This is a genomic window from Streptomyces sp. NTD91, assembly GCF_059510455.1.
On the sequence record NZ_JCAJZW010000006.1, the window covers coordinates 230,691 to 250,162 of the forward strand.

General features: G+C 72.3%; 23 protein-coding genes and 1 pseudogene. 16 read left to right on the top strand and 8 right to left on the bottom strand.

Going from position 1 to position 19,472, the window contains the following annotated elements:
- The first annotated feature begins 20 nt into the window (after window positions 1-20).
- Together coaE and AC5WRT_RS09945 are read left to right on the top strand one after the other, a co-directional pair.
- Complete coding sequence (coaE, locus tag AC5WRT_RS09940) at window positions 21-644, top strand: dephospho-CoA kinase (protein ID WP_496092593.1); 624 nt, start codon at window positions 21-23, stop codon at window positions 642-644.
- A gap of 50 nt (window positions 645-694) precedes the next feature.
- Window positions 695-1,075 (top strand): tetratricopeptide repeat protein, encoded by a 381-nt coding sequence (locus AC5WRT_RS09945; protein WP_496092594.1) that lies wholly within the window; start codon window positions 695-697, stop codon window positions 1,073-1,075.
- A gap of 139 nt (window positions 1,076-1,214) precedes the next feature.
- Here AC5WRT_RS09945 and AC5WRT_RS09950 read toward each other — a convergent pair whose 3' ends face one another.
- On the bottom strand, window positions 1,215-1,511 hold the full coding sequence (locus tag AC5WRT_RS09950) for a DUF6343 family protein (protein WP_496092595.1): 297 nt from the start codon (window positions 1,509-1,511) through the stop codon (window positions 1,215-1,217).
- Between the two features lie 97 nt (window positions 1,512-1,608).
- Here AC5WRT_RS09950 and AC5WRT_RS09955 point away from each other — a divergent pair, with 97 nt between their 5' ends.
- From AC5WRT_RS09955 to AC5WRT_RS09965, 3 genes are all read left to right on the top strand, one after another.
- The gene (locus tag AC5WRT_RS09955; protein ID WP_496092596.1) at window positions 1,609-2,553 is read left to right on the top strand and encodes an acyltransferase domain-containing protein; all 945 of its coding nucleotides are present in this window, start codon (window positions 1,609-1,611) and stop codon (window positions 2,551-2,553) included.
- A gap of 49 nt (window positions 2,554-2,602) precedes the next feature.
- Complete coding sequence (locus AC5WRT_RS09960) at window positions 2,603-3,334, top strand: class I SAM-dependent methyltransferase (RefSeq protein WP_496092597.1); 732 nt, start codon at window positions 2,603-2,605, stop codon at window positions 3,332-3,334.
- A gap of 71 nt (window positions 3,335-3,405) precedes the next feature.
- A complete protein-coding gene (locus AC5WRT_RS09965; protein WP_496092598.1) occupies window positions 3,406-3,855 on the top strand; it encodes a DoxX family protein in 450 nt (149 codons plus the stop codon).
- A gap of 110 nt (window positions 3,856-3,965) precedes the next feature.
- On the opposite strand, the gene AC5WRT_RS09970 is transcribed toward AC5WRT_RS09965, so the two are convergent.
- A complete protein-coding gene (locus AC5WRT_RS09970) occupies window positions 3,966-4,736 on the bottom strand; it encodes an RNA-binding S4 domain-containing protein (RefSeq protein ID WP_496092599.1) in 771 nt (256 codons plus the stop codon).
- A 141-nt stretch (window positions 4,737-4,877) separates the two neighbouring features.
- Here AC5WRT_RS09970 and AC5WRT_RS09975 point away from each other — a divergent pair, with 141 nt between their 5' ends.
- Entirely contained in the window at window positions 4,878-5,573 is a 696-nt protein-coding gene (locus AC5WRT_RS09975; protein ID WP_496092600.1) for a uracil-DNA glycosylase, read from the top strand.
- A gap of 36 nt (window positions 5,574-5,609) precedes the next feature.
- Here AC5WRT_RS09975 and AC5WRT_RS09980 read toward each other — a convergent pair whose 3' ends face one another.
- On the bottom strand, window positions 5,610-6,272 hold the full coding sequence (locus AC5WRT_RS09980; RefSeq protein WP_496092601.1) for a GntR family transcriptional regulator: 663 nt from the start codon (window positions 6,270-6,272) through the stop codon (window positions 5,610-5,612).
- A 211-nt stretch (window positions 6,273-6,483) separates the two neighbouring features.
- On the opposite strand from AC5WRT_RS09980, the gene AC5WRT_RS09985 reads away from it, so the two are divergent.
- Both AC5WRT_RS09985 and AC5WRT_RS09990 read left to right on the top strand, forming a co-directional pair.
- Complete coding sequence (locus tag AC5WRT_RS09985; protein WP_496092602.1) at window positions 6,484-7,941, top strand: NCS1 family nucleobase:cation symporter-1; 1,458 nt, start codon at window positions 6,484-6,486, stop codon at window positions 7,939-7,941.
- A gap of 5 nt (window positions 7,942-7,946) precedes the next feature.
- A complete protein-coding gene (locus tag AC5WRT_RS09990) occupies window positions 7,947-8,669 on the top strand; it encodes an aspartate/glutamate racemase family protein (RefSeq protein ID WP_496092603.1) in 723 nt (240 codons plus the stop codon).
- A gap of 284 nt (window positions 8,670-8,953) precedes the next feature.
- Here the strand turns inward: AC5WRT_RS09990 and AC5WRT_RS09995 are convergent, their stop codons facing one another.
- Both AC5WRT_RS09995 and AC5WRT_RS10000 read right to left on the bottom strand, forming a co-directional pair.
- On the bottom strand, window positions 8,954-9,409 hold the full coding sequence (locus AC5WRT_RS09995; protein ID WP_496092604.1) for a GNAT family N-acetyltransferase: 456 nt from the start codon (window positions 9,407-9,409) through the stop codon (window positions 8,954-8,956).
- Window positions 9,399-9,824, bottom strand: a complete 426-nt coding sequence (locus tag AC5WRT_RS10000; protein WP_496092605.1) for a RidA family protein — start codon at window positions 9,822-9,824, stop codon at window positions 9,399-9,401. The genes AC5WRT_RS09995 and AC5WRT_RS10000 overlap by 11 nt, the downstream gene beginning before the upstream one ends.
- Before the next feature lie 765 nt (window positions 9,825-10,589).
- Here AC5WRT_RS10000 and AC5WRT_RS10005 point away from each other — a divergent pair.
- The 5 genes from AC5WRT_RS10005 (at window position 10,590) to AC5WRT_RS10025 (ending at window position 14,019) form a co-directional block, all read left to right on the top strand.
- Window positions 10,590-11,372, top strand: coding sequence for a nucleotidyltransferase domain-containing protein (locus tag AC5WRT_RS10005; protein ID WP_496092606.1), 783 nt, complete (start codon window positions 10,590-10,592; stop codon window positions 11,370-11,372).
- Window positions 11,373-11,580: 208 nt separating this feature from the next.
- Complete coding sequence (locus tag AC5WRT_RS10010; RefSeq protein WP_496092607.1) at window positions 11,581-11,757, top strand: hypothetical protein; 177 nt, start codon at window positions 11,581-11,583, stop codon at window positions 11,755-11,757.
- Between the two features lie 10 nt (window positions 11,758-11,767).
- Window positions 11,768-12,934, top strand: a complete 1,167-nt coding sequence (locus AC5WRT_RS10015) for a cytochrome P450 family protein (protein WP_496100129.1) — start codon at window positions 11,768-11,770, stop codon at window positions 12,932-12,934.
- A 91-nt stretch (window positions 12,935-13,025) separates the two neighbouring features.
- Window positions 13,026-13,688: a DUF899 domain-containing protein gene (locus tag AC5WRT_RS10020; protein WP_496092609.1), complete on the top strand. Its 663-nt coding sequence runs from the start codon at window positions 13,026-13,028 to the stop codon at window positions 13,686-13,688.
- A 154-nt stretch (window positions 13,689-13,842) separates the two neighbouring features.
- The gene (locus AC5WRT_RS10025) at window positions 13,843-14,019 is read left to right on the top strand and encodes a DUF8839 family protein (protein ID WP_496092610.1); all 177 of its coding nucleotides are present in this window, start codon (window positions 13,843-13,845) and stop codon (window positions 14,017-14,019) included.
- Between the two features lie 383 nt (window positions 14,020-14,402).
- Here AC5WRT_RS10025 and AC5WRT_RS10030 read toward each other — a convergent pair whose 3' ends face one another.
- On the bottom strand, window positions 14,403-14,840 hold the full coding sequence (locus tag AC5WRT_RS10030) for a hypothetical protein (RefSeq protein ID WP_496100134.1): 438 nt from the start codon (window positions 14,838-14,840) through the stop codon (window positions 14,403-14,405).
- Window positions 14,841-15,340: 500 nt separating this feature from the next.
- A pseudogene (locus AC5WRT_RS10035) lies at window positions 15,341-16,012 on the bottom strand (ATP-binding protein); the annotation flags it as partial.
- A 202-nt stretch (window positions 16,013-16,214) separates the two neighbouring features.
- On the opposite strand from AC5WRT_RS10035, the gene AC5WRT_RS10040 reads away from it, so the two are divergent.
- The 3 genes from AC5WRT_RS10040 (at window position 16,215) to AC5WRT_RS10050 (ending at window position 17,935) form a co-directional block, all read left to right on the top strand.
- Window positions 16,215-17,075 carry a Sco1979 family transcriptional regulator gene (locus AC5WRT_RS10040; RefSeq protein WP_496092611.1) on the top strand — a complete coding sequence of 287 codons (861 nt, stop codon included), beginning with the start codon at window positions 16,215-16,217 and terminating at the stop codon, window positions 17,073-17,075.
- On the top strand, window positions 17,076-17,330 hold the full coding sequence (locus AC5WRT_RS10045; RefSeq protein WP_496092612.1) for a DUF397 domain-containing protein: 255 nt from the start codon (window positions 17,076-17,078) through the stop codon (window positions 17,328-17,330). It abuts the gene before it with no gap.
- Window positions 17,331-17,632: 302 nt separating this feature from the next.
- Window positions 17,633-17,935, top strand: coding sequence for a hypothetical protein (locus AC5WRT_RS10050; protein WP_496092613.1), 303 nt, complete (start codon window positions 17,633-17,635; stop codon window positions 17,933-17,935).
- Here AC5WRT_RS10050 and AC5WRT_RS10055 read toward each other — a convergent pair.
- Window positions 17,869-19,356 carry a glutamate synthase subunit beta gene (locus AC5WRT_RS10055; RefSeq protein WP_496100130.1) on the bottom strand — a complete coding sequence of 496 codons (1,488 nt, stop codon included), beginning with the start codon at window positions 19,354-19,356 and terminating at the stop codon, window positions 17,869-17,871. The genes AC5WRT_RS10050 and AC5WRT_RS10055 overlap by 67 nt on opposite strands.
- Window positions 19,357-19,472 lie beyond the last annotated feature (116 nt).

Consider the following 19,472-nt stretch of genomic DNA (forward strand, 5'->3'; position numbering starts at 1 on the left):
CAGCGCCTAAGCTGGCGCTCATGCTGAAGGTGGGCCTGACCGGTGGGATCGGCGCCGGCAAGAGCGAGGTGTCGCGGCTGCTCGTGGAGCACGGGGCCGTGCTGATCGACGCGGACCGCATCGCGCGCGAGGTCGTGGCACCGGGCACGGCCGGTCTCGCCGCCGTGGTGGCGGCCTTCGGCGAGGAAGTCCTCACCGCCGACGGCAGCCTGGACCGGCCCAAGCTCGGCTCGATCGTCTTCGCCGACCCCGAGAGACTCGCCGTCCTCAACTCGATCGTGCACCCCCTGGTCGGCGCACGTTCACGCGAGCTGGAGGAGGCCGCGGCATCCGGCGCCGTCGTGATCCACGACGTACCTCTTCTCACCGAGAACGGCCTGGCACCCCTGTACGACCTCGTGATCGTGGTGGACGCGAGCCCCGAGACCCGGCTCGACCGGCTGGTCCGGCTGCGTGGGATGACGGAGCAGGACGCACGCGCGCGTATGGCTGCGCAGGCGACCCGTGAGCAGCGCAGCAGGATCGCGGACATCGTGATCGACAACGACGTGCCGCTGGACGCCCTGCGCAAGCGCGTCGCCGAGGTGTGGGAGGACCTCGTACGGCGGGCGCGCGAGGACTCCGCGGACCCGCCGTCGGAATAGCGCCCCCCTCCGTGGGCGTTGAAACGCCGGAGCGAGGGAAGGACTCTGCCGTGCCCGAGACCAGCGGTTCCACCGGACGTACTCCGGAGACGCATGTCATCGACTTCCGCGCAGCCGAGCATCTGCTCAACTCGCGGGACCCGCGGGGCGCGGTGAAGCTGCTCGACGGAGTCATCGCCGCGTACCCGGAGAACACCGCGGCCCGGCTGCTGCGCGCGCGTGCGTTCTTCGCCGCGGCGCAACTGCGGCCCGCCGAATTGGAGTTCACGATCGTCCTGGAGCGTGAGCCGGACAACGCGTTCGCGCACTTCGCCCTGGCGCGCACATACGAACGCCAGGGCCGCCCCGACCAGGCCAAACGCCACTTCCGGCTGGCGGCCGCGCTGGATCCCAACCCGCAGTACCTGAAGGCGGCACGCTTCGACGACTGAGCCGTCACCGGCCGGGCCTCGCGCTGCGTGCCGGACCGGTCACGGATTCCGGTTCATGGTCCGGGATGCCGGACCATCGGCCCGGCCGGACCGCGATCCGCGAGCCGCCTGGGAGGCATGTCCGGAGGGCAGCGCGGCGTCACGGATGCCGGTGCCTGGGCGGGCGAGGAAAGGGCGTGTCGTCGTCCGGTGGCCGGTAGGGGGGCACGTCACGGCCCGGCTGGTAGTGCGGGCCCTGCCGGATGTGCCGGAGCACCATGGTCATGTCCGCGGTGACGACCAGCAACAGCACCCCGCAGGCCGCCGCCCAGCCGGGGCGCCCGGCCAGCGCGAACGCCGCCGTGCCGAATACCGCCCAGACCAGGCCCCACACGCACAGCCAGAACCGCGCCCGCAGCGGACTGCGCGCGGTCGCCGGCTCACTGCCCGTACGCATCGGACCATCACTCCTCCTTGCAACGTACTCTTCGAGGGCGCCGTTCACCAACGGCGCTCGTCCGCCGCTCGTCCGCCGCTCGTCGAAGGGGGAACCGGTGCTGCCGGACGCCGACGATCTGCCCGAACTGCTCCTCGACCTGGCCGTGCCGCACGAGGACATCAACGCACTGGTGGCCGGGCGGCGCCGGATGCCCGGTGACCCGGAGGTGCTGAGGCTCCTGGAGACGTGCGTCGAGGAATTGTTCCGCGTCCCGGAGGACACCGGCCGCACACCGGACCTGGCCGAACTCTTCGAGACGGCGCCGCCCGAGCTGGTCGGCATCTTCCCCGTGTACGTCTTCGTCGCGGCGGTCCCGCACACCCTCGCCCGGCACCGGGAGCGTGGCATCCCGACCGAGGTCTCCCGGCGCACCCTGGCCGACCTGGGCCGTCACATGGCGGTGCACCGCAGACGGCACGGCACGACCGGCGTGCAGTCACGGCGCTGGCTCGTCCGGCACTTCCGCGGTGAGCTGTACCAGCTGGGCCGGCTGCAGTTCGAGCGCGCGCGGCTCGGGCAGCGCACGCCGCCGGTGCTTGCGGCCGCCGGACTGGACGCGGCCCCCGGCACGCCCTGCCTCAACCTGCACATCCCCGACTTCCACGGCCCGCTGACCCCGTCCGCCTGCGACCGATCGCTGGAGTGGGCCCGTGAGTTCTTCGCCCGGCACTTCCCCGAGGAGCGGCCGGTGGCCGCGCTGTGCCATTCCTGGCTGCTGGACCCGCAGTTGAAGCGGTACCTGCCGACCGACTCCAACATCATCAGCTTCCAGGACCGGTTCCGTACCGCCCGCGAGGACACCGAGCCGTCCGACGCCGAACCCGTCCAGTTCGTCTTCGGTGACCCTGACCTGCCGGTCGCGCAGCTGCCCCGGCGCACGTCCGTGGAGCGGGCCGTGGGGGACCATCTGCGGGCGGGCGGCCACTGGTACATCGGGCACGGCTGGTTCCCGTTCCCGGGCGAACAGCGCCGCCCAGCCCCGCCTCACTCGAACGGGTGAACTCGCGGCGGAGGGGAACGGCTGTGCGGGGACCGGCCGTTGTCGGGGCATGACGGTCGAAATGCGTGAGGGCCACGAGGGCACCGGACCCGGTGCGATCACCCCGGACGGCTGCGCGGTCGAGCTGTACGAGCGGCTGCCGGTGGGCGGGGAACCGGACATCATCGCCGCGGCGGTACCGGCCGGGGCGCACATCCTGGAGTTGGGCAGCGGAGTGGGCCGGATGACCCGTCCCCTGATCGAGCGCGGCTTCACGGTGACGGCGGTGGACGAGTCCGCCGACATGCTGAGCCGGGTCCGCGGGGCACGCACGATATGCAGCCCCATTGAGCAACTGGACCTGGGCGGCGAGAGGTTCGAGGTGGTGATGCTGGCGTCGTTCCTGGTGCACGCCGGTGACGAGGAAGTGCGCAGAGGTCTGTTGCGCACCTGCGCCCGGCACGTGGCGAAGGACGGCTGCGTGCTCATCCAGCGCGAGGGCGAGGACTACCACACGAACGTGCCCAGGGAGCGGGTCGACCCGAGCGGCTTCACCGTACGGATCGTCTCGGCCGAGCCGCAGGGGAACGGGGCGAACTCGGTCCACGTCGAGTACGTCTTCCCGGACGCCCGCTGGACCCAGACGTTCCTGTCCCGGCCGCTGACCAAGGAACAGTTCGAGTCGGCACTGGAGGAGGCGGGACTGAAGGTGGACGCGTATCTGACACGCGACCGGATATGGGTGCGAGCGGTGCCGCAGGCCTGGGGTCCGCGGTCGAACCGGGTGCCCGGGGAGCGATGAGTTCCCGGACCGTGAGCCGTCTACCTCGGTGAAAGCAATCGACGATCGGCATCGCTTCCCAGGAGACCCTCATGTCCGAGTCCACCGCTCCCGTCGCCCGCACCGCTTCCGTCACCTCCGCCGGTTCTCCCAGCGGCCGTGGCCGCGCGGCCCGGATGGCGCTGCGGACCCTGCAGGTGCTGCTCGCGCTGTTCTACGGCATCGCGAGCGCGCTGCCCAAGCTCATCGCGCACCCCTCGGCCGTGGAGGCCTTCGACAGGATCGGCTGGGGCAGCGGGGCCATGTACACCATCGGCGCGCTCGAACTCGCCGGTGCGGTCGCCCTGTTGATCCCCGTGCTGCAGTCCGTCGCGGCGATCGCGCTGAGCGCGCTGATGGTGGGTGCGTTCCTCACCCAGCTCACGGTCTTCGACGGCCGGAACGCGGCGACACCGCTGATCCTCATGGCGCCGCTCGCCCTGATCGCCTGGACCCGGCGCGGGCACAACGCGGATCTGCTGCGGCTGGTCCGACGTCGCTGACCCGGCGAGCCGACACCGCCACCGCACGACGACCGGTGCTTCGCGCGACAGTGCAGGTGCCCCGGCTGACGGTGTCGGCGGGCGTCCGGCCGAGCCTTCGCTGCTCTCGGTCAGCGTCCTCGCGGGCGCCCGGTGGTGCCGCCCGAGCCGGACGCACCGCGCCTGCCGGATCCGCCGGAACCGCGGGGCCCGTCGGCTCCGCCGCGGCCACCGGACCTGGCGCGGCCGCCCGGCTCGGGGCCGCTCCGGCCCCCGGATCCACCGGGCGCGCCGGGTGCCCCGAAGCCGCCGGGGCCGCCTCCGGCAGTGCCGAACGCGGCGAAGCCGCCCGGGAGGCTCGGACCGGCGAGGCCACGGAGGCGTTCCATCTCGCGGCGGTCGCGCTTGGTGGGGCGGCCGGCGCCGCGGTCACGGACACCCGCGGGGGCGACGGCCTCGCGGGGCGGAGGCGGAGGGGAGTTGTCGATGTAGCACTGCGCGGCCACGGGCGCGCCGACCCGCTTGCGGATGAGGCGCTTGACGATCACGACCCGCTCCCGGCCCTCGTGCCGCAGGCGTACCTCGTCGCCGACGCGCACGGAGTAGGCGGGCTTGACCCGTTCGCCGTTCACATGGACGTGACCGCCCCGGCATGCGGTGGCACCCAGGGACCGCGTCTTGATCAGGCGCACGGCCCAGATCCAGCTGTCGATCCGGACCGTCTCGCCCTTGCCGGGTCCCGCGGCCTCGGCGGCGGCCACGGCGGCGGCGGTCCTCGGATCGACGGGCTGCTCGGCAAGGACCCCGGAGCCGTGGGAATCCTGGGCGTCCTGGGCGGGCTCGGGCCCGTCCGGTCCACCGTTTACCCGGGTCGCGTTCTCGTCCGCATCCTCGGAAGCCATGCCCCCGACCTTAACCCTCCGGGCGGTGTGAGCGGGGGGCGCTTTTCCCGGGGCCGGGGGATACGGCACCGCCCGCTGATCCGCGTATCCGCGCCGCCGAGGCACGGGTGCACCCCGAGCCGACGGGCATACGGTGGTCGTATGGACGACAGCAGCGCACTTGCCCGGCTCGATGGACGAGTCGCGGAGTGCCGGGCCTGTCCCCGGTTGGTCGAGTGGCGGGAGGAGGTGGCGCGGACGAAGCGGGCCGCGTTCGCCGACTGGACGTACTGGGGGCGGCCGGTGCCCGGCTTCGGTCCCGCCGACGCCCGGCTGATGATCATCGGGCTCGCCCCCGCCGCACACGGCGGCAACCGAACGGGCCGTATGTTCACCGGCGACCGCTCCGGAGACGTGCTCTACCAGGCGCTGTACGACGTGGGGCTCGCCTCGCAGCCCACCTCCGTCAGTGCCGACGACGGGCTGGAACTGTACGGCGTCCGGGTCACCGCGCCTGTGCACTGCGCCCCGCCCGCCAACAGGCCGACCCCCGGCGAACGCGACACCTGTCGGCCCTGGCTGGTGCAGGAGCTGCGGCTGCTGCGGCCGACGCTGAAGGCCGCGGTCGTGCTCGGCGCCTTCGGCTGGCAGGCCGCGCTGCCCGCGTTCGGCGAGGCGGGCTGGACCGTGCCCCGGCCCCGCCCGGCCTTCGCCCACGGTACCCGCGTCGCCCTCGACGGCCTGGACCTCTTCGGCTGTTTCCACGTCAGCCAGCGCAACACCTTCACCGGCCGCCTCACCGCGGAGATGCTCCGCGAGGTGCTGAGCACGGCGGCGCGGACGGCGGGGTTGCCGTGACGGCCTCCGGCACAGAGCACGGTTCGGTGAGAGGGCTCAGTCGTCGTCTCCCGGTTCGTCCCCGAACAGATGCCGTACCGTCGAGCGGTAGTTGGCTCGGACGTGGGCGAGGGCGTGGGTGCGGGCGCGGGTGGGGTCGCCGGAGGCGATCGCCTCGTACAGCTCGCGGTGTTCGGTGAGGAGTTGGGGCCACTCCTCGTTCCGCCGGGTGAGCCAGCGCAGACGGCCGTCGACCGGTTCCATGACCGAGATCAGCAGGCTGTTGCCTGCCAGGGCGCGGATGCGGTCGTGGAAGCGTGTGTTGACGTCCGTGATCGCCTCGGCGTCGCCCTCCTTCGTCGCCTCCGCGGCCTGGTCGAGCAGGTCCCGCAGGTCCGCCAGGGCCTCGGGGGTCACCCGGGACGCCGCCAGCCCCGCCGCGTACACCTCCAACGCCTCGCGCAGCTCGAAGAGTTCCCGGACGTCGGTCGGGGTCAGTCGGCGTACCACCGTACGGCGGGCGGACTCGAAGAGGACGAAGCCCTCGGCGACCAGTGCGCGGATCGCCTCCCGCACCGGCACCCGCGAGACGCCGAAGCGCTCGGCGAGTTCCCGTTCGACGAGCCGGTCACCAGGGGCGAGGCGCCCGGCGATGATGTCCTCCCGCAGGCTCGCCAGGACCCGTTCGCGCACCGCGCCCAGGGGTTCGATCTTCGTCATGGGCCCATCTTCGCCGACGCGAGGCGACTTTTACGGGGCCGTAACGGCAACGACATCGGTCCGAACGCTTGACGACGGCACCATGTCCGCAGTTTGGTATACCAAACGTGCCTTACTCCCCTGCCTGGCGCGCCGTTCCATCGGTCTGTCTGCCGATGGTCCGTCCGAGTTCCTGCGGAATGGCCCCTTCGTCCCCCGCTCAGGAGGCCCCGTGTCCCTCGCCGACCGCGCCGAAGCCACCGGCGCCCCCGCGTTCATCCCCGACCCCCGCCTCGTCAACGAGGACCTCGCCCCCGCGAAGCAGCGGAACTGGAAGGTCTTCGACCTCTTCGCCATGTGGATGTCCGACGTCCACAACCTCGGCAACTACACGTTCGCCGCCGGCCTGCTGGTCCTCGGCATGAACGTCTGGCAGGTCTTCACCTCCCTGCTCGTCGGCTTCGTGCTCATCTACGCGGGCATGAACCGGATGGGCCGGATCGGCCAGCGCCACGGCGTGCCCTTCCCAGTGGTCAGCCGCATCAGCTTCGGCGTCTGGGGCGCCAACATCCCCGCGCTGATCAGGGCCGTGATCGCCATCATGTGGTACGGCATCCAGACCTATCTGGCCTCCGTTGCCGTCAATGTGATGCTGCTGGCGGCCTGGCCGGGTCTGGAAGCCCTCACCCACCACTCCTTCCTCGGTCTGGACGCGCTCGGCTGGATCTCCTTCGTCTCGCTCTGGCTGCTCCAGGCGCTGATCATCAGGCAGGGCATGGAGGCCGTGCGGAAGTTCCAGGACTTCTGCGGCCCGGCGATCTGGCTCGTGATGATCGCGCTGGCGCTGTGGGTCCTCGCCAAGGCCCACTGGAGCATCTCGCTCACCTCCACCCCGCACCCGGTGTCCACGGCCGAGCAGTGGCGGCAGTGGTTCGGCGCGATCGGCCTGATCCTCGCCACCTACGGCACGCTGATGCTCAACTTCTGTGACTTCTCCCGCTTCGCCCCCGAGTACCGGACCGTCCGGCGCGGCAACTTCTGGGGCCTGCCCATCAACTCCACCGCCTTCGTCGTCGTGTCGGTGATCGTCACGGCCGGTTCGCTGAAGGCGTTCGGCCAGGCCATCACCGACCCGGCGGAACTGGTCGCCAAGGTCGGCAACACCTGGGTGCTCGTCGTCGCCGCGTTCACCTTCGCGGTCGCCACCATGGGCGTGAACATCGTCGCCAACTTCGTCTCACCGGCGTACGACCTCGCCAACGTCTGGCCGCAGAAGATCACCTTCAAGATCGGCGGCATGATCAGCACGGTGGCCGCGCTGGCCGTCACCCCGTGGAACCTCTTCTCCGACCCGACCGTCGTCGACTACTTCCTCGGCGGCCTCGGCGCCTTCCTCGGCCCGCTGTTCGGCGTGATCATGGTCGACTACTACTGGGTCAAACGCGGCAGGGTCGACGTCGACGGGCTGTTCGACGCCCGCCCGGGCACCCCGTACCACTACCGCAAGGGCGTCAACCCGAGGGCGCTGTGGGCGTTCCTGCCCTCCGCCGCGGTCGCCGCCGTGATCGCCCTGGTGAAGAGCTTCAGCGATGTCGCGCCCTACTCCTGGTTCATCGGCACTGCGCTCGCCGCCGCCCTGTACGCGCTGCTGGGCCGCCGGGAGCGCGCCACGACGGCGATGGAGGCCTGACCGGCGTGCGGATCATCGTCACCAACTGCAACACCACGCGGGAGATGACCGAGGAGATCGCCCGGGGCGCCCGGGCCGCCGCGGACCCCGGCACCATGGTGACCGGCCTGACCCCGGCCTGGGGTCCGGCGTCCGCCGAGGGCTGGCTGGACAGCTATCTCTCCGCGGCCGCCGTCCTGGACGCCCTGCGCACGTACGACGGCCCCGCGTACGACGCCGTCGTCCTGGCCGGGTTCGGTGAGCACGGCCGGGAGGGAGTAAGGGAGTTGGTGGACGTCCCGGCCGTGGACATCACGGAGGCCGCCGCCCACCTCGCCTGTCTCCTCGGCCGCCGCTACGGCGTCGTCACCACCCTCGACCGCTCGTGCGGCCAGATCGAGGACAGCCTGGAGACGGCTGGCGTGGCCCGGAACTGCGCCGCTGTCGTCGGCACCGGCCTCGGCGTCCTCGACCTTGCCGAGGATCCCGGCCGCACCGAGACGGCGTTCCTCATGGCGGCCGAGCGGGCCAGGGACGCCGGCGCCGAGGTCCTCGTCCTCGGCTGTGCCGGGATGACGGGACTGCAGGGGGCGGTGGGGGAGAAGCTCGGGCTGCCCGTGGTCGACGGCGTCGCGGCGGCGGTCAAGCTCGCCGAGTCCCTGGTCGCCCTGGGCCTGACCACCAGCCGGACGGGCAGCTACCGGCGGCCGCTCCCCAAGGAGAGGCGATGGGGTCGCCCGGCACGCTGAGCCCGCCCACCATGGCCCCCGTCCGCCACCGTGGCCGGGACGGGCCGGACCGCGGGGGCGTGCGGTCCCGCGCACACTCGGGGGGCGCCCGCGATGACGGTCACGGGCGGGCGGGGCTCACGCCCCCGTGACGGCCGCCGGCGTCAGCCGTCATTCGGGTCGGTGCGCACGGCCGCCGTGACGATCAGGGACACCAGGCATCACTCGGGCCAGGGCCCCCACCCGCCGTGACGATCAGGGACACCAGGCATCACTCGGGCCAGGGCCCCCACCCGCCGTGACGGTCACGGACGCCAGACGTACCGCACGTCCGGCTCCCGCTCCTCGTTGCCGCTGCCGTCGGTGAACTCGACGGCGGTGAAACCATGGCGCTCGTAGAAGCGGTGGGCGGGCTTGTTGACCTGGAAGGTCCACAAGGTCAGCCCGCCCGGACCGCGCTCCTTGGCCAGCGCGACGAACCGGTCGCCGACGCCGCGCCCCCGCCACTCGGGATCCAGGTACAGCTGCGACAGCAACTCCCCGTCGAGCACCATCAGTCCGACGATCGTTCCGTCATCGGCCTCGGCCACCCAGGTCTCCCGCAGCGGCACGACGACGTCCCGGATGTACTCCCGCACCTCGTCGTCGGTGCGCGGCCGGACGACGGTGGGCAGGGCGGCGCGGAAGGACCGCAGATACACATCGGCGGCGGCCGGAGCGTCCGCCGCCACGGCCCGGCGCAGCACGACGTCACCCGGCATCGCTTTCCCCCTCCCGCTCCGGCACCACGGCGGTTGCCGTGATCTCCACCAGCTGCCCGGTGTAACCGAGGCAGGCGACGCCGAGCAGCGTGGACGAATGCGGCCCCGCGCTCAGCCCGGAGGCCGCCACGACCTCCCACACCGCGGACAGCACTGCGGGCTCGCTGCTCACGACGTACACGTCCGTCGCCACCACATGGGCCAAGCCGCTCCCGACGGCGTCCAGTTGCTCTTGGAGGTTGGTGATCACCCGCTCCGCCTGCCGCACCGGGTCACCCGGACCGACGATCTCACCCTTCTCGTCCAGCGGCACGGCCCCGGCGAGAAAGGCCAGCTTCGTCCCGGCCTCGACGACCGAGGCGTGGGAGTAGGCGGGTGGCTGGAAGAGAACCGGGACGGTGACGCGCTGGATCATGAGGAGTGCTCCCCCGGGACGACAGTGAGCAACTTCCCGATGATGGCTCCCCTCCGGCCCGCCCGCATCCGAATTCTCGCGTGCTGCCCGGCGTCGGCGGATCCTCGTCCGCACCTCTCACGCGCCCGGCGGGTCGGGCCGCCGTCCGGTCGGCTGCCGCTCGCACCCCTGTGCGAGGTCCGGGTGGGCCGCGGCGGCGGCGCGGACCCGGCGGCACAGCAGATCCTCGGCCGCGGCACGTACCGTGCTCCCGTGCAGCCCGTCGAGGAGAGCGTCGTACCGAGTCGGCCGATGTCGCGGGCAGTCGCTTCCACCGGTCGAGCGCCCGGGCTGCGGACGCGGGAGTCGTCGCGTGCCCGGGTGCCTGCCACCGCCGCCGGTGCGTCCACTCCTCGGCATGCCGGGCGCGGTGCTCGATCACCCGTTCCGTGAGCCGGTGCGAGGCCGGGCGCGGCACGCCGATGGGCTCCGCCGCGATCCGCGCCACCACCTCACGCCTCCGGTGCAGCGCTGCGGCCCGCGTCGCGGCGGACCGGTGCCGCGGTTACCGAGACGGCCCGGAACTCCTCGTTCCGCTCGGCTGCCTCGACGCGAGGTGAGACAACCGGGTCGGCGGCGCCGAGGGGAGCGCGGGTTGCTCCGCCGCGGGACGGGTTCGCCGGGCGGATGCCGGACCATGCCCGGCGTCCGTCCCCGCACGCGTGGCCCAGCCGGCGAGAAAAAACGGGTGGCCCCAAGACGCCGCCGGGCGCTCCCATGAGACCCATGAACGACGACACCGATTTCCTCCGGAACGTCACCGACCGCCTCGCCGCCCTGCCCACGGTACGGGGGGTGGCCCTCGGCGGGTCCCGCGCCCAGGGCACCCACCGCCCCGACAGCGACTGGGACCTGGCGATCTACTACCGGGGCCCCTTCGCCCCGGACGATCTGCGCGCCGTCGGCTGGGAGGGCGAGGTGTCCGAGGTCGGCGGCTGGGGCGGCGGGGTCTTCAACGGCGGGGCGTGGCTGACGATCGACGGGCGCCGGGTCGACGTCCACTACCGGGACCTCGACGTGGTCGAGCACGAGCTGGCGGAGGCGGAGCGGGGCCGGTTCCGGGTGGAGCCGCTGCTCTTCCATCTGGCCGGTGTCCCCACCTACCTGGTCGTGGCCGAGCTGGCGCTCAACCAGGTACTGCGCGGCGAACTGCCCCGTCCGGCGGGCTACCCCGCCGAGCTGCGCGCCGCCGCGGCCGAGCGATGGCGCGACACCGCCCGGGCGACCCTCGCCTACGCCGCGGCCAACCACGCCCCGCACGGTCGCCTGACGGAAACCGCCGGCGCGGTCGCCACAGCCGCCGCACAGACGGCACACGCGGTGCTCGCGGCCCGCGGCGAGTGGGTGACGAACGAGAAGCGGCTGCTGGAACGGGCCGGGCTGCGGCGGATCGACGAGGTCGTCGCCACCCTGACCGCAGGGGCGGGACCGGGCCACCTGGCGCAGGCGATCGACCGGGCCCGGTCGATCCTGGATGAGACCAACGAGCCTCGGTCACCAGGGACTTGACCGGGCGTCGCACACGGGGCGCCGTGCGTCCGGTCCGCGGCCCGGCGATCGCGTTCATGAAGAATGCGGCCTTCGCGGCACCTTTCACACGGCTGAAACGTGTGCGTCCCGTTTCCCACTCGGCCTCCCCCTACCGTGGAGGCACCGCCCACCCGGCCGCCGTCGTCCGAAGGCGAGGCACACCTCGCCCGCGTACGACGGGAGGCCGGTGTCCCGGCCCGCGGCACCCCTCTGGCTCACCCATGCCCTGCGCGCCCGGCGCGCCGGCCGGATCCTGATGCTCGGCCGGCGGCTCCTGACCGGCGATGTGCTCGCCACCGTAAGGCAGTTGGAGAAGCGAGGGCACGCGCGGCGCACACCCGGTGCGGCAGCCGAGTCCCCGTAGGCTGGCCGTCATGGATCTCGCGGACGGCCTCATCACGCACCCCTACGACGTCTACCGGCGGCTGCGCGACACCGCGCCCGTGCAGCGCATCACGGGCCCCGACGGCACTCCCGCCTGGCTGGTCACCCGGTACGAGGACGTCCGGGCCGCGCTCGCCGACCCGCGGCTCTCGCTCGACAAGCGGCACGCCACCTGCGGCACCTACAAGGGTTTCTCACTGCCGCCGGCCCTCGATGCCAACCTCCTCAACATGGACCCGCCGGACCACACCCGGATCCGGCGCCTGATCGGCCGCGCCTTCACCCCGCGCCGGGTCCAGCGGCTCCGCGGGTCCGTGCGCCGTACCGCCGACCGTCTCCTGGACGCGCTCGGCCCGCACGGTGGCACCGACCTCATCGCCTCGTACGCCGCCCCGCTGCCGATCACCGTCATCTGCGACCTGCTCGGCGTGCCGGAGGAGCACCGACTGGACTTCCGAATCTGGACCGACGCCCTGATCGCACCCGATCCCGCACACCCCGAGGCCGGCCGGGAGGCGGTGGCGGCGATGGTCGGCTTCTTCACGCGCCTCCTCGCCGCCAAGCGCGCGCAGCCCGCGGACGACCTTCTCTCCGATCTGATCGCCGTCCGCGACGAGGGCGACCGGCTCAGTGAGGACGAACTGATGTCGCTGGCCTTCCTCATCCTCTTCGCGGGATACGAGAACACGGTCCAGCTCATCGGCAACGCCGTGCTCGCCCTCCTCCGGCACCCGGACCAGCTCGCCGCTCTGCGCAAGGACGTGACGCGGCTTCCGGCGGCTGTGGAGGAGCTGACCCGTTACGAGGGTCCGGCGCTGTTCGGCATCCGGCGCTTCGCGGTGGAGGACGTGACGATCTCCGGGGTCACCGTGCCGGCCGGGGAGACGGTCTGGGTGTCCCTGTCCGCCGCCAACCGCGACCCCGCCCGCTTCCCCGACCCCGACCGTCTCGACCTCTTGCGCGACCCCTCCGGCCATCTCGCCCTCGGCCACGGCATCCACTACTGCCTGGGCGCCCCGCTGGCCCGTGCCGAGACGGAGATCGCCCTCGCGGCCCTGCTGGAGCGCTTCCCCCGCCTCGCCCTCGGCGAGGGCGAGTTGCGGTGGCGGCCGTCGATGCGGGCCCGGGGGCTGCGGGCCCTGCCGGTGACCTACTGAGGGCCGTGAGGGAAAAATCTTCACGCCCGGCGATGAGTTCCGCTCCCGGCGACGGTCAGCACCACGAACCGACCGTCGGACAGGAGGGCCCATGTCGCTTCCGGAGATCGTCCGGCGCGAGCGGTGGTGCGCGGCGCGTGAGGAGTTGCTGCGCAAGGAGGAGGCGGTCAGACGGGCACGTGAGGCGCTCGGCGCGGAGCGGCGGCGGCTGCCCATGGTCGAGGTCGACACGGAGTACGTCTTCGAGGGCGGTGACGGCAAGGCCACCCTGCTGGACCTCTTCGAGGGCCGGGCCCAGCTCGTCGTCCACCACTTCGTGTTCGCCCCGGAGCGGGAGACCGGCTGCCCGTGCTGCTCGGCCTTCCTGGACCAGGTCGGTCATCTCGCCCACCTGCGCGCCCGCGACGCCTCCTTCGCGGCCGTCTCCCGGGCGCCGTTCACGAGGATCCTGCCGTTCAAGGCGCGCATGGGCTGGACGGTGCCCTGGTACTCCTCCTCCCACGGCGACTTCGACCTCGACTTCCAGGCCACCGTGGAGTCCGACGAGGGCTTGGCCGACGGGCCGGGCATCAGCTGCTTCCTGCGCGACCACGACAGCGTCTTCCACACCTACTCGGTGTACGGCGAGGGGGGCGACGGCCTGGGCGGCCCGGACGGCATCGGCACCCTCACGGGTCTGCTCGACCTCACCCCGCTCGGCCGCAACCCGTCCGGAAGTGACCGACTGCGCCTTCACGACGAGTACGACCACTGACACCCGGCGTACGGGTGTTGCCACAAAGTGAACGGATCCTCACGGTCCGCCCCGAACGGGTGTAGGTAATGTCTCAGTCCCGTCACCGAACGAGGCGTTTGGCTTCTCCAGGGCGTTAACTCCTATCGAGTACGACGCTTTCTGGAGGTGCGAGATGGTGAACGGGCGAACGGTGCTCGAACGCTTTCCCGCCGGTGGTCCGCGGGGATCCTGGCCCGCGGAGGAGTTCGCGCAGGCACGGCGTCAGGAAGGCCTGCCCGCCGAGGTCGTCATGGACCTCGCGACGGACGCGTTCCTCGTCATCGTGCGGGGGACCGAGGCCACCGAGTGACCGGCCCGGCGCCGTGGTCCGTGCTCGGGCGGGGCCCGCGTCGGCGGCCCGGTCGGTCCGCGGCAGGCACGGCCGGGCGTCGGCACCGCCCCTCGCCGACGGTTGCTCCGGACCGGACGGAGCAGCGTCAGGCGCGCCCCCCGGCGCGATCGACGAGATGAGCGCGCTGAGCACCCGGGTGTCGTAGGAGACAAGCGGGGCGCGGACCGGGCGCCGTTCTGCGCCGGTCGAGCGGTTGGGTGAAAGGCCCGCCCCTGGTCGGCTGCACGTGCGCCGCCACGGTGAGGCCCCAGCGGGGTACGGCGGCACCCAGCGGCCCTTCGCGAAACTCAGGCCGGCCGTGAAACGGACCCGGCACCCGCCACGGCGCGGTAGGACAGGCCCTACCGCGGGGGCGCTGCCCGAGACCAGTCCGGGGTCGTACCGGTCACCCGGCACAGGGCCAGGCAGAGCGGGATCGGCGGGGTGTACGGGACCGTGCCCTGCGGGCGGTGGATGAGCCGGGCGGTGCCGGTGACCAGGGCTCCGGGGGCGTAGTGTGCCGGGGCCGGCCAGGGGAGGGCGTAGTCGGAGTCCGACGGCACGATCCACCACCAGCGGGCACCGTCGGTGTACACACAGCCCAGCCGGGGCAGCCGGGGCACGACGAGCGGCCCGAGCCGGTCCGGCACGGCCACGGCGTCACAGCCGAGCGGCACGGTCATGTCCTCCGGCACCACGAGCCTGCGGGGCGCGTCCGGGGCGGTCCGGCGCCGCTGCAGCCGCACCAGGGTGTCCAGACCGAGGGGCCGCTCCGGGCCGCCCCGGCCGAAGGCACCCATGACACCGGGGGCGTGGGGCGGAGCGGGATCGGTGGAGCCGCGCCGGTCGCCGTCGAGAAGCCTCTCGGTGGCACCCGGCCGTTGGGGGTCGTGGCCGCGGGGAGCATGGCCGCCGGTCACGGGTGCTCCCCGGCGCGCGGCAGGTCGGGGAGGTGCTCCGCGGGCCGGCGCTGCTCGGGGGCGCGGTACTGCTCATGGCGGTGATCGCCGGTGTGATCCCCGGCGAGTTGCTGCTCGACGACCCAGTGCAGTTCCGGGTCGTGGTCGTCGGCGCGGTGCTGGTCAGCGGCCCGGGGTTGCTCGGGCCAGGGCTGTGCGGCCCGGTGCCGGTCGGGGACCCGGTGCTGTTCGGGCCGGTGGTCTTCCGTGCGGTGCTGATCAGGGCCCCGGTGCGCAGGCTGGTGCGCAGGCTGGTGCGGGGGGCGGTCCGGGGGGTGATGCCGGTGGGGCTCCGGTGCTGCGTGGCGGTGCGGATGCTCGGGTGCGTGATGGTGGACGCGCCCGGCAGCGCCCTGCCGGCCCTCCGGCGACTCGTCCTCGTCGGAGTCGCCCGGGCGGTCAGGCTTGGGGCGGGCGCCCCAGCCCAGGTCGCTCCGCGGAGCGGCGGTGTCGTGGGCGGGGTCCGTCCGGCGGGCCAGGTCGGCCCACACCACCAGTCCGGCGCCGTGCTCCTGGGCCCCCCAGGACAGGCACAGCGCGTCGACGAGGAGCAGTCCCCTCCCGTGCTCCTCCTCGGGGCGCTGCGGGGAGGGGTGGGGTTCGCCCGGGGCGCAGCCCTCGTCCCGTACGGCTATGCGCAAGGTGTCGTCCCGGTCGTGCAGTTCACACACGACCCGGCTGCTCACGGTGTGCACGATCGCGTTCGTGACCAGTTCCGACATGACCAGGGCCGCGCTGTCACACGTGTCCGCGCACACCGACCAGTCGGTCAGCCGGGCATGTGCGAGGCGTCTGGCCTGGGCGACGGAACCGGGATGCGCGGCCAGTTCGAAGCGGAACCGACGCTCGGCAGCGCCCCCGTCGGGGATTGCTCCCTGCCCCGTTCTCGAGCCGGCTCGCGCAGGGACACCGCCATCGGCGCCGAGACCGGAACGGTCTGCGACGGCGTCTGTTCCTAAGGGCGCGGACGGAATCACGCTTGCCACTATCTCCCTGCCGTGAACACTTGGCAAGTGTCACTCTGAAAATTGCAGAGTGCTGTGTGACGCGGTGGGGGGCCGTGGCACACTGCTCGCAACAGCACGTCGAACGGCGCCAATTGGGGGCATCGGAGACCACCCCGGTCTTCGAATGCATCTTCGAATGGCGCCGTAGGTCTGTCAGGGACGTCTGTCAGGAAACCGTTCGGTGGAGGCATCCGGTGAAGGTGAGAGCGTGAGCGAGCCGCGGTCCGCGCCGACGGTGGGCCAGGTGGTCCTCGGGCGGCGCCTGTTGGACCTGCGGGAACGCGCCGGACTGAAGCGCGAGGAGGCCGCCCGTGTGCTGCGCGTCGCGCCCGCCACCATTCGCCGCATGGAGACGGCCGAGGTCACCCTCAAGATCCCGTACCTGCAACTGCTGCTCAGGGCCTACGGCGTACCGGGCGACGAGGCCGAACTCTTCGTCAGGCTGGCAGAGGAGGCCAACAAGCCGGGCTGGTGGCAGCGTTTCCACGACATCCTGCCCGGCTGGTTCTCGATGTACGTCAGCCTCGAGGGCGCAGCCAGCCTGATCCGCTCCTACGAGCCGCACTTCGTCCCCGGCCTGCTCCAGACCGAGGACTACGCGCGTGGCGTACTCAGGTCGGGTGCCATCGGCCGGACCAGCCCGGAGGACATCGAGCGGCACGTCGCCCTGCGCATGCAACGCCAGCAGCTGCTCACCCGTCCCGACGCCCCCCGCTTCTGGGCGGTGATGGACGAGACCGCCCTGTGCCGCCCGGTCGGATCCCCGGAGGTGATGCGCGCTCAGATCGACAGGTTGCTCGAGGTCACGAAGCTTCCCCATGTGACGCTCCAGGTCGCCCCGTTCGAGAACGGGCCGCACCCGGGGACGTACGGGCCCTTCGTACTGTTCCGATTCGCCATGCCCGAGCTGCCGGACATGGTCTACAGCGAGTACCTGACCGGCGCCGTCTACCTGGACGCGCGCGCCGAGGTGGCGACCCATCTCGAGGTCATGGACCGCATGGCGGCGCGGGCCGCTACTGCACAACGCACGAAGGAGATCCTGCGCGATCTCCGCAAGGAGCTGTGAATGGATCGCATCACGCCGCACGGACTCGTCTACAACGGCATGCCCGCGCGGGAGTTGGGCAGCGAGGGCTGGCACAAACCCTGGAGCGGCGGCAACGGCGGAAACTGCCTGGAGGCGATGAAACTGGCCGACGGCCGGATCGCCGTACGCCAGTCCACCGACCCGGACGGGCCGGCGCTGATCTACACCACGGACGAGATGACCGCCTTCATCGAGGGCGCCAAGGCGGGGGAGGCCGACTTCCTGCTGTCCTGACCTCACTCGGCCGAGTGCTGCCACTCGCTCAACTTCCTTGTCCGGCCGACTTGATCATTGATTGCGTCAGACGTGCATCCAGACGTTCATGGGGTGCCGCATGACACGGGCAGGCCCCGACGGCCCTCTGATCGACACCGGCAAGCCGATCCGGCGCGGATGCACGACTGGTGTCTCGGCGGCAAGGACGACTGCCCCGTCGACGAGGACCCTCGCACCCGTAAGCCGGTGGGGGGGCCGGCGGATGCCGGCCCTCGAACCCCCGGTGCCGGTAATGGTCCGCGTCGGCCAACCGCGCGTTCATGCACCGCGCCGTCCGATGGCTCGCCCAGCGGGGCGCACGGCAGTTCCCCGGAGCCGGCACCGGGGTACCGGCGCGCCTGCGTGGTCTGCTGCGGGAACGACCCGATCGTCCTCGCCGCGCGGCGGTGCTCTGCGCGGCAACGCCGGCGGGCACGTCCGAGCATCTGCAGGCCGACGTGCGCGATCCGGACGCCGTCGTCGGCGCCCGGCGGCTCCTGGCCCTGGACCGGCCCGCCTACACCCGCATCGGCCGATCCCCCGGCGAGACCGGCGCCGGCAGCTGTGAACTCCCGGTCAGATAGCGGTCGACGGCCGCCGCCACCGCCCGCCCTTCCGCGATCGCCCAGACGATGAGCGACTGTCCGCGCGCCGCGTCACCGGCGGCGAACACCCCGGGCACGTCGGTGGCGAAATCATCGTCCCGGGCGATCGTGCCGCGCGGTTCCAGCGCCAGGCCCAACTGGCCGATCAGCCCGTCCTCCTGGTCCGGTCCGGAGAACCCGAGAGCGAGCAGTACGAGATCGGCGGGAAGCGTCCTCCCGCTGCCCGGCATCGGGCGCCGCGCCGCGTCGACCCCCACCAGATGCAGCGACCGCACCTGTCCGCCGTCGTCCCCGGTGAAGCGGAGCGTGGACGCTGCGAACAGCCGCGCGTCCGCGTCTGCCGCCGGTGCCGTACGCAGGTCACGTGCCTCCTCGTGCGCGGCCGACAGTCGGTAGAGCTTCGGGTACGTCGGCCACGGCTCGGCGTCCTCGTCGCGCTCGGCGCCCGGCTGTGCGTAGATGTCCAACTGGGTCACGGACGCGGCCCCCTCGCGCACCGCGGTTCCCAGACAGTCCGCTCCTGTGTCTCCGCCACCGACGATCACCACGTGCTTGCCGGCCGCGGAAAGCGGTGAAACCTCCAGATCCCCCTCACAGACTCGATTCGCCAGCGGCAGGTACTCCATCGCCTGGTGTATCCCCTTCAACTCCCGACCCATCACCGCGAGTTCCCGCCACGCCGTGGCCCCCGTCGCGATCACCACCGCGTCGTACCGCCCGCACAGCTCCACCGCCCCGACATCCCGCCCGACGGCGGTCGACGTACGGAACTTCGTGCCCTCGGCCCGCATCTGCCCGATCCGCCGCTCCAGATGCCGCTTCTCCATCTTGAACTCGGGGATCCCGTAGCGCATCAGCCCGCCGATCCGGTCGTCCTTCTCGTAGACGGCGACGGTGTGCCCGGCCCGGGTCAGCTGCTGCGCCGCGGCGAGTCCGGTGGGCCCGGAACCGATGACGACGACCGTCTTCCCGGACAGCCGCTCCGGCGGCGAGGCCGGGACGAAACCTTCCTCCCAGGCCCGGTCGGCGATCGCGCACTCGACGTTCTTGATGGTGACGGCAGGCTGGTTGATCGCCAGGACGCAGCCCGCCTCACAGGGTGCCGGGCACAGTCGGCCGGTGAACTCGGGGAAATTGTTCGTCGCGTGCAGCCGGTCGCTCGCCGCGCGCCAGTCCTCCCGCGAGACCAGGTCGTTCCACTCCGGGATGAGATTGCCCAGAGGACAGGTGTGGTGGCAGAACGGGATGCCGCAGTCCATGCACCGGCCGGCCTGCTTGCTGATGATGGGCAGCAGCGCTCCCGGGACGTACACCTCGTCCCAGTCCCGCACCCGCTCCCCGACGGGCCGTCGCGGCCACTCCTGGCGCGGCGTCGTCATGAACCCCTTGGGATCGGCCATGGTCGTCTTCCTCGCGTACGCAGACCATGCGGGTACCGGATGTACGACCGGCCGTATCTCATCGGGCGGCCTCCTCCGGCACCTTTTCGGCCACGATACGTCCGCGTCGACGGACC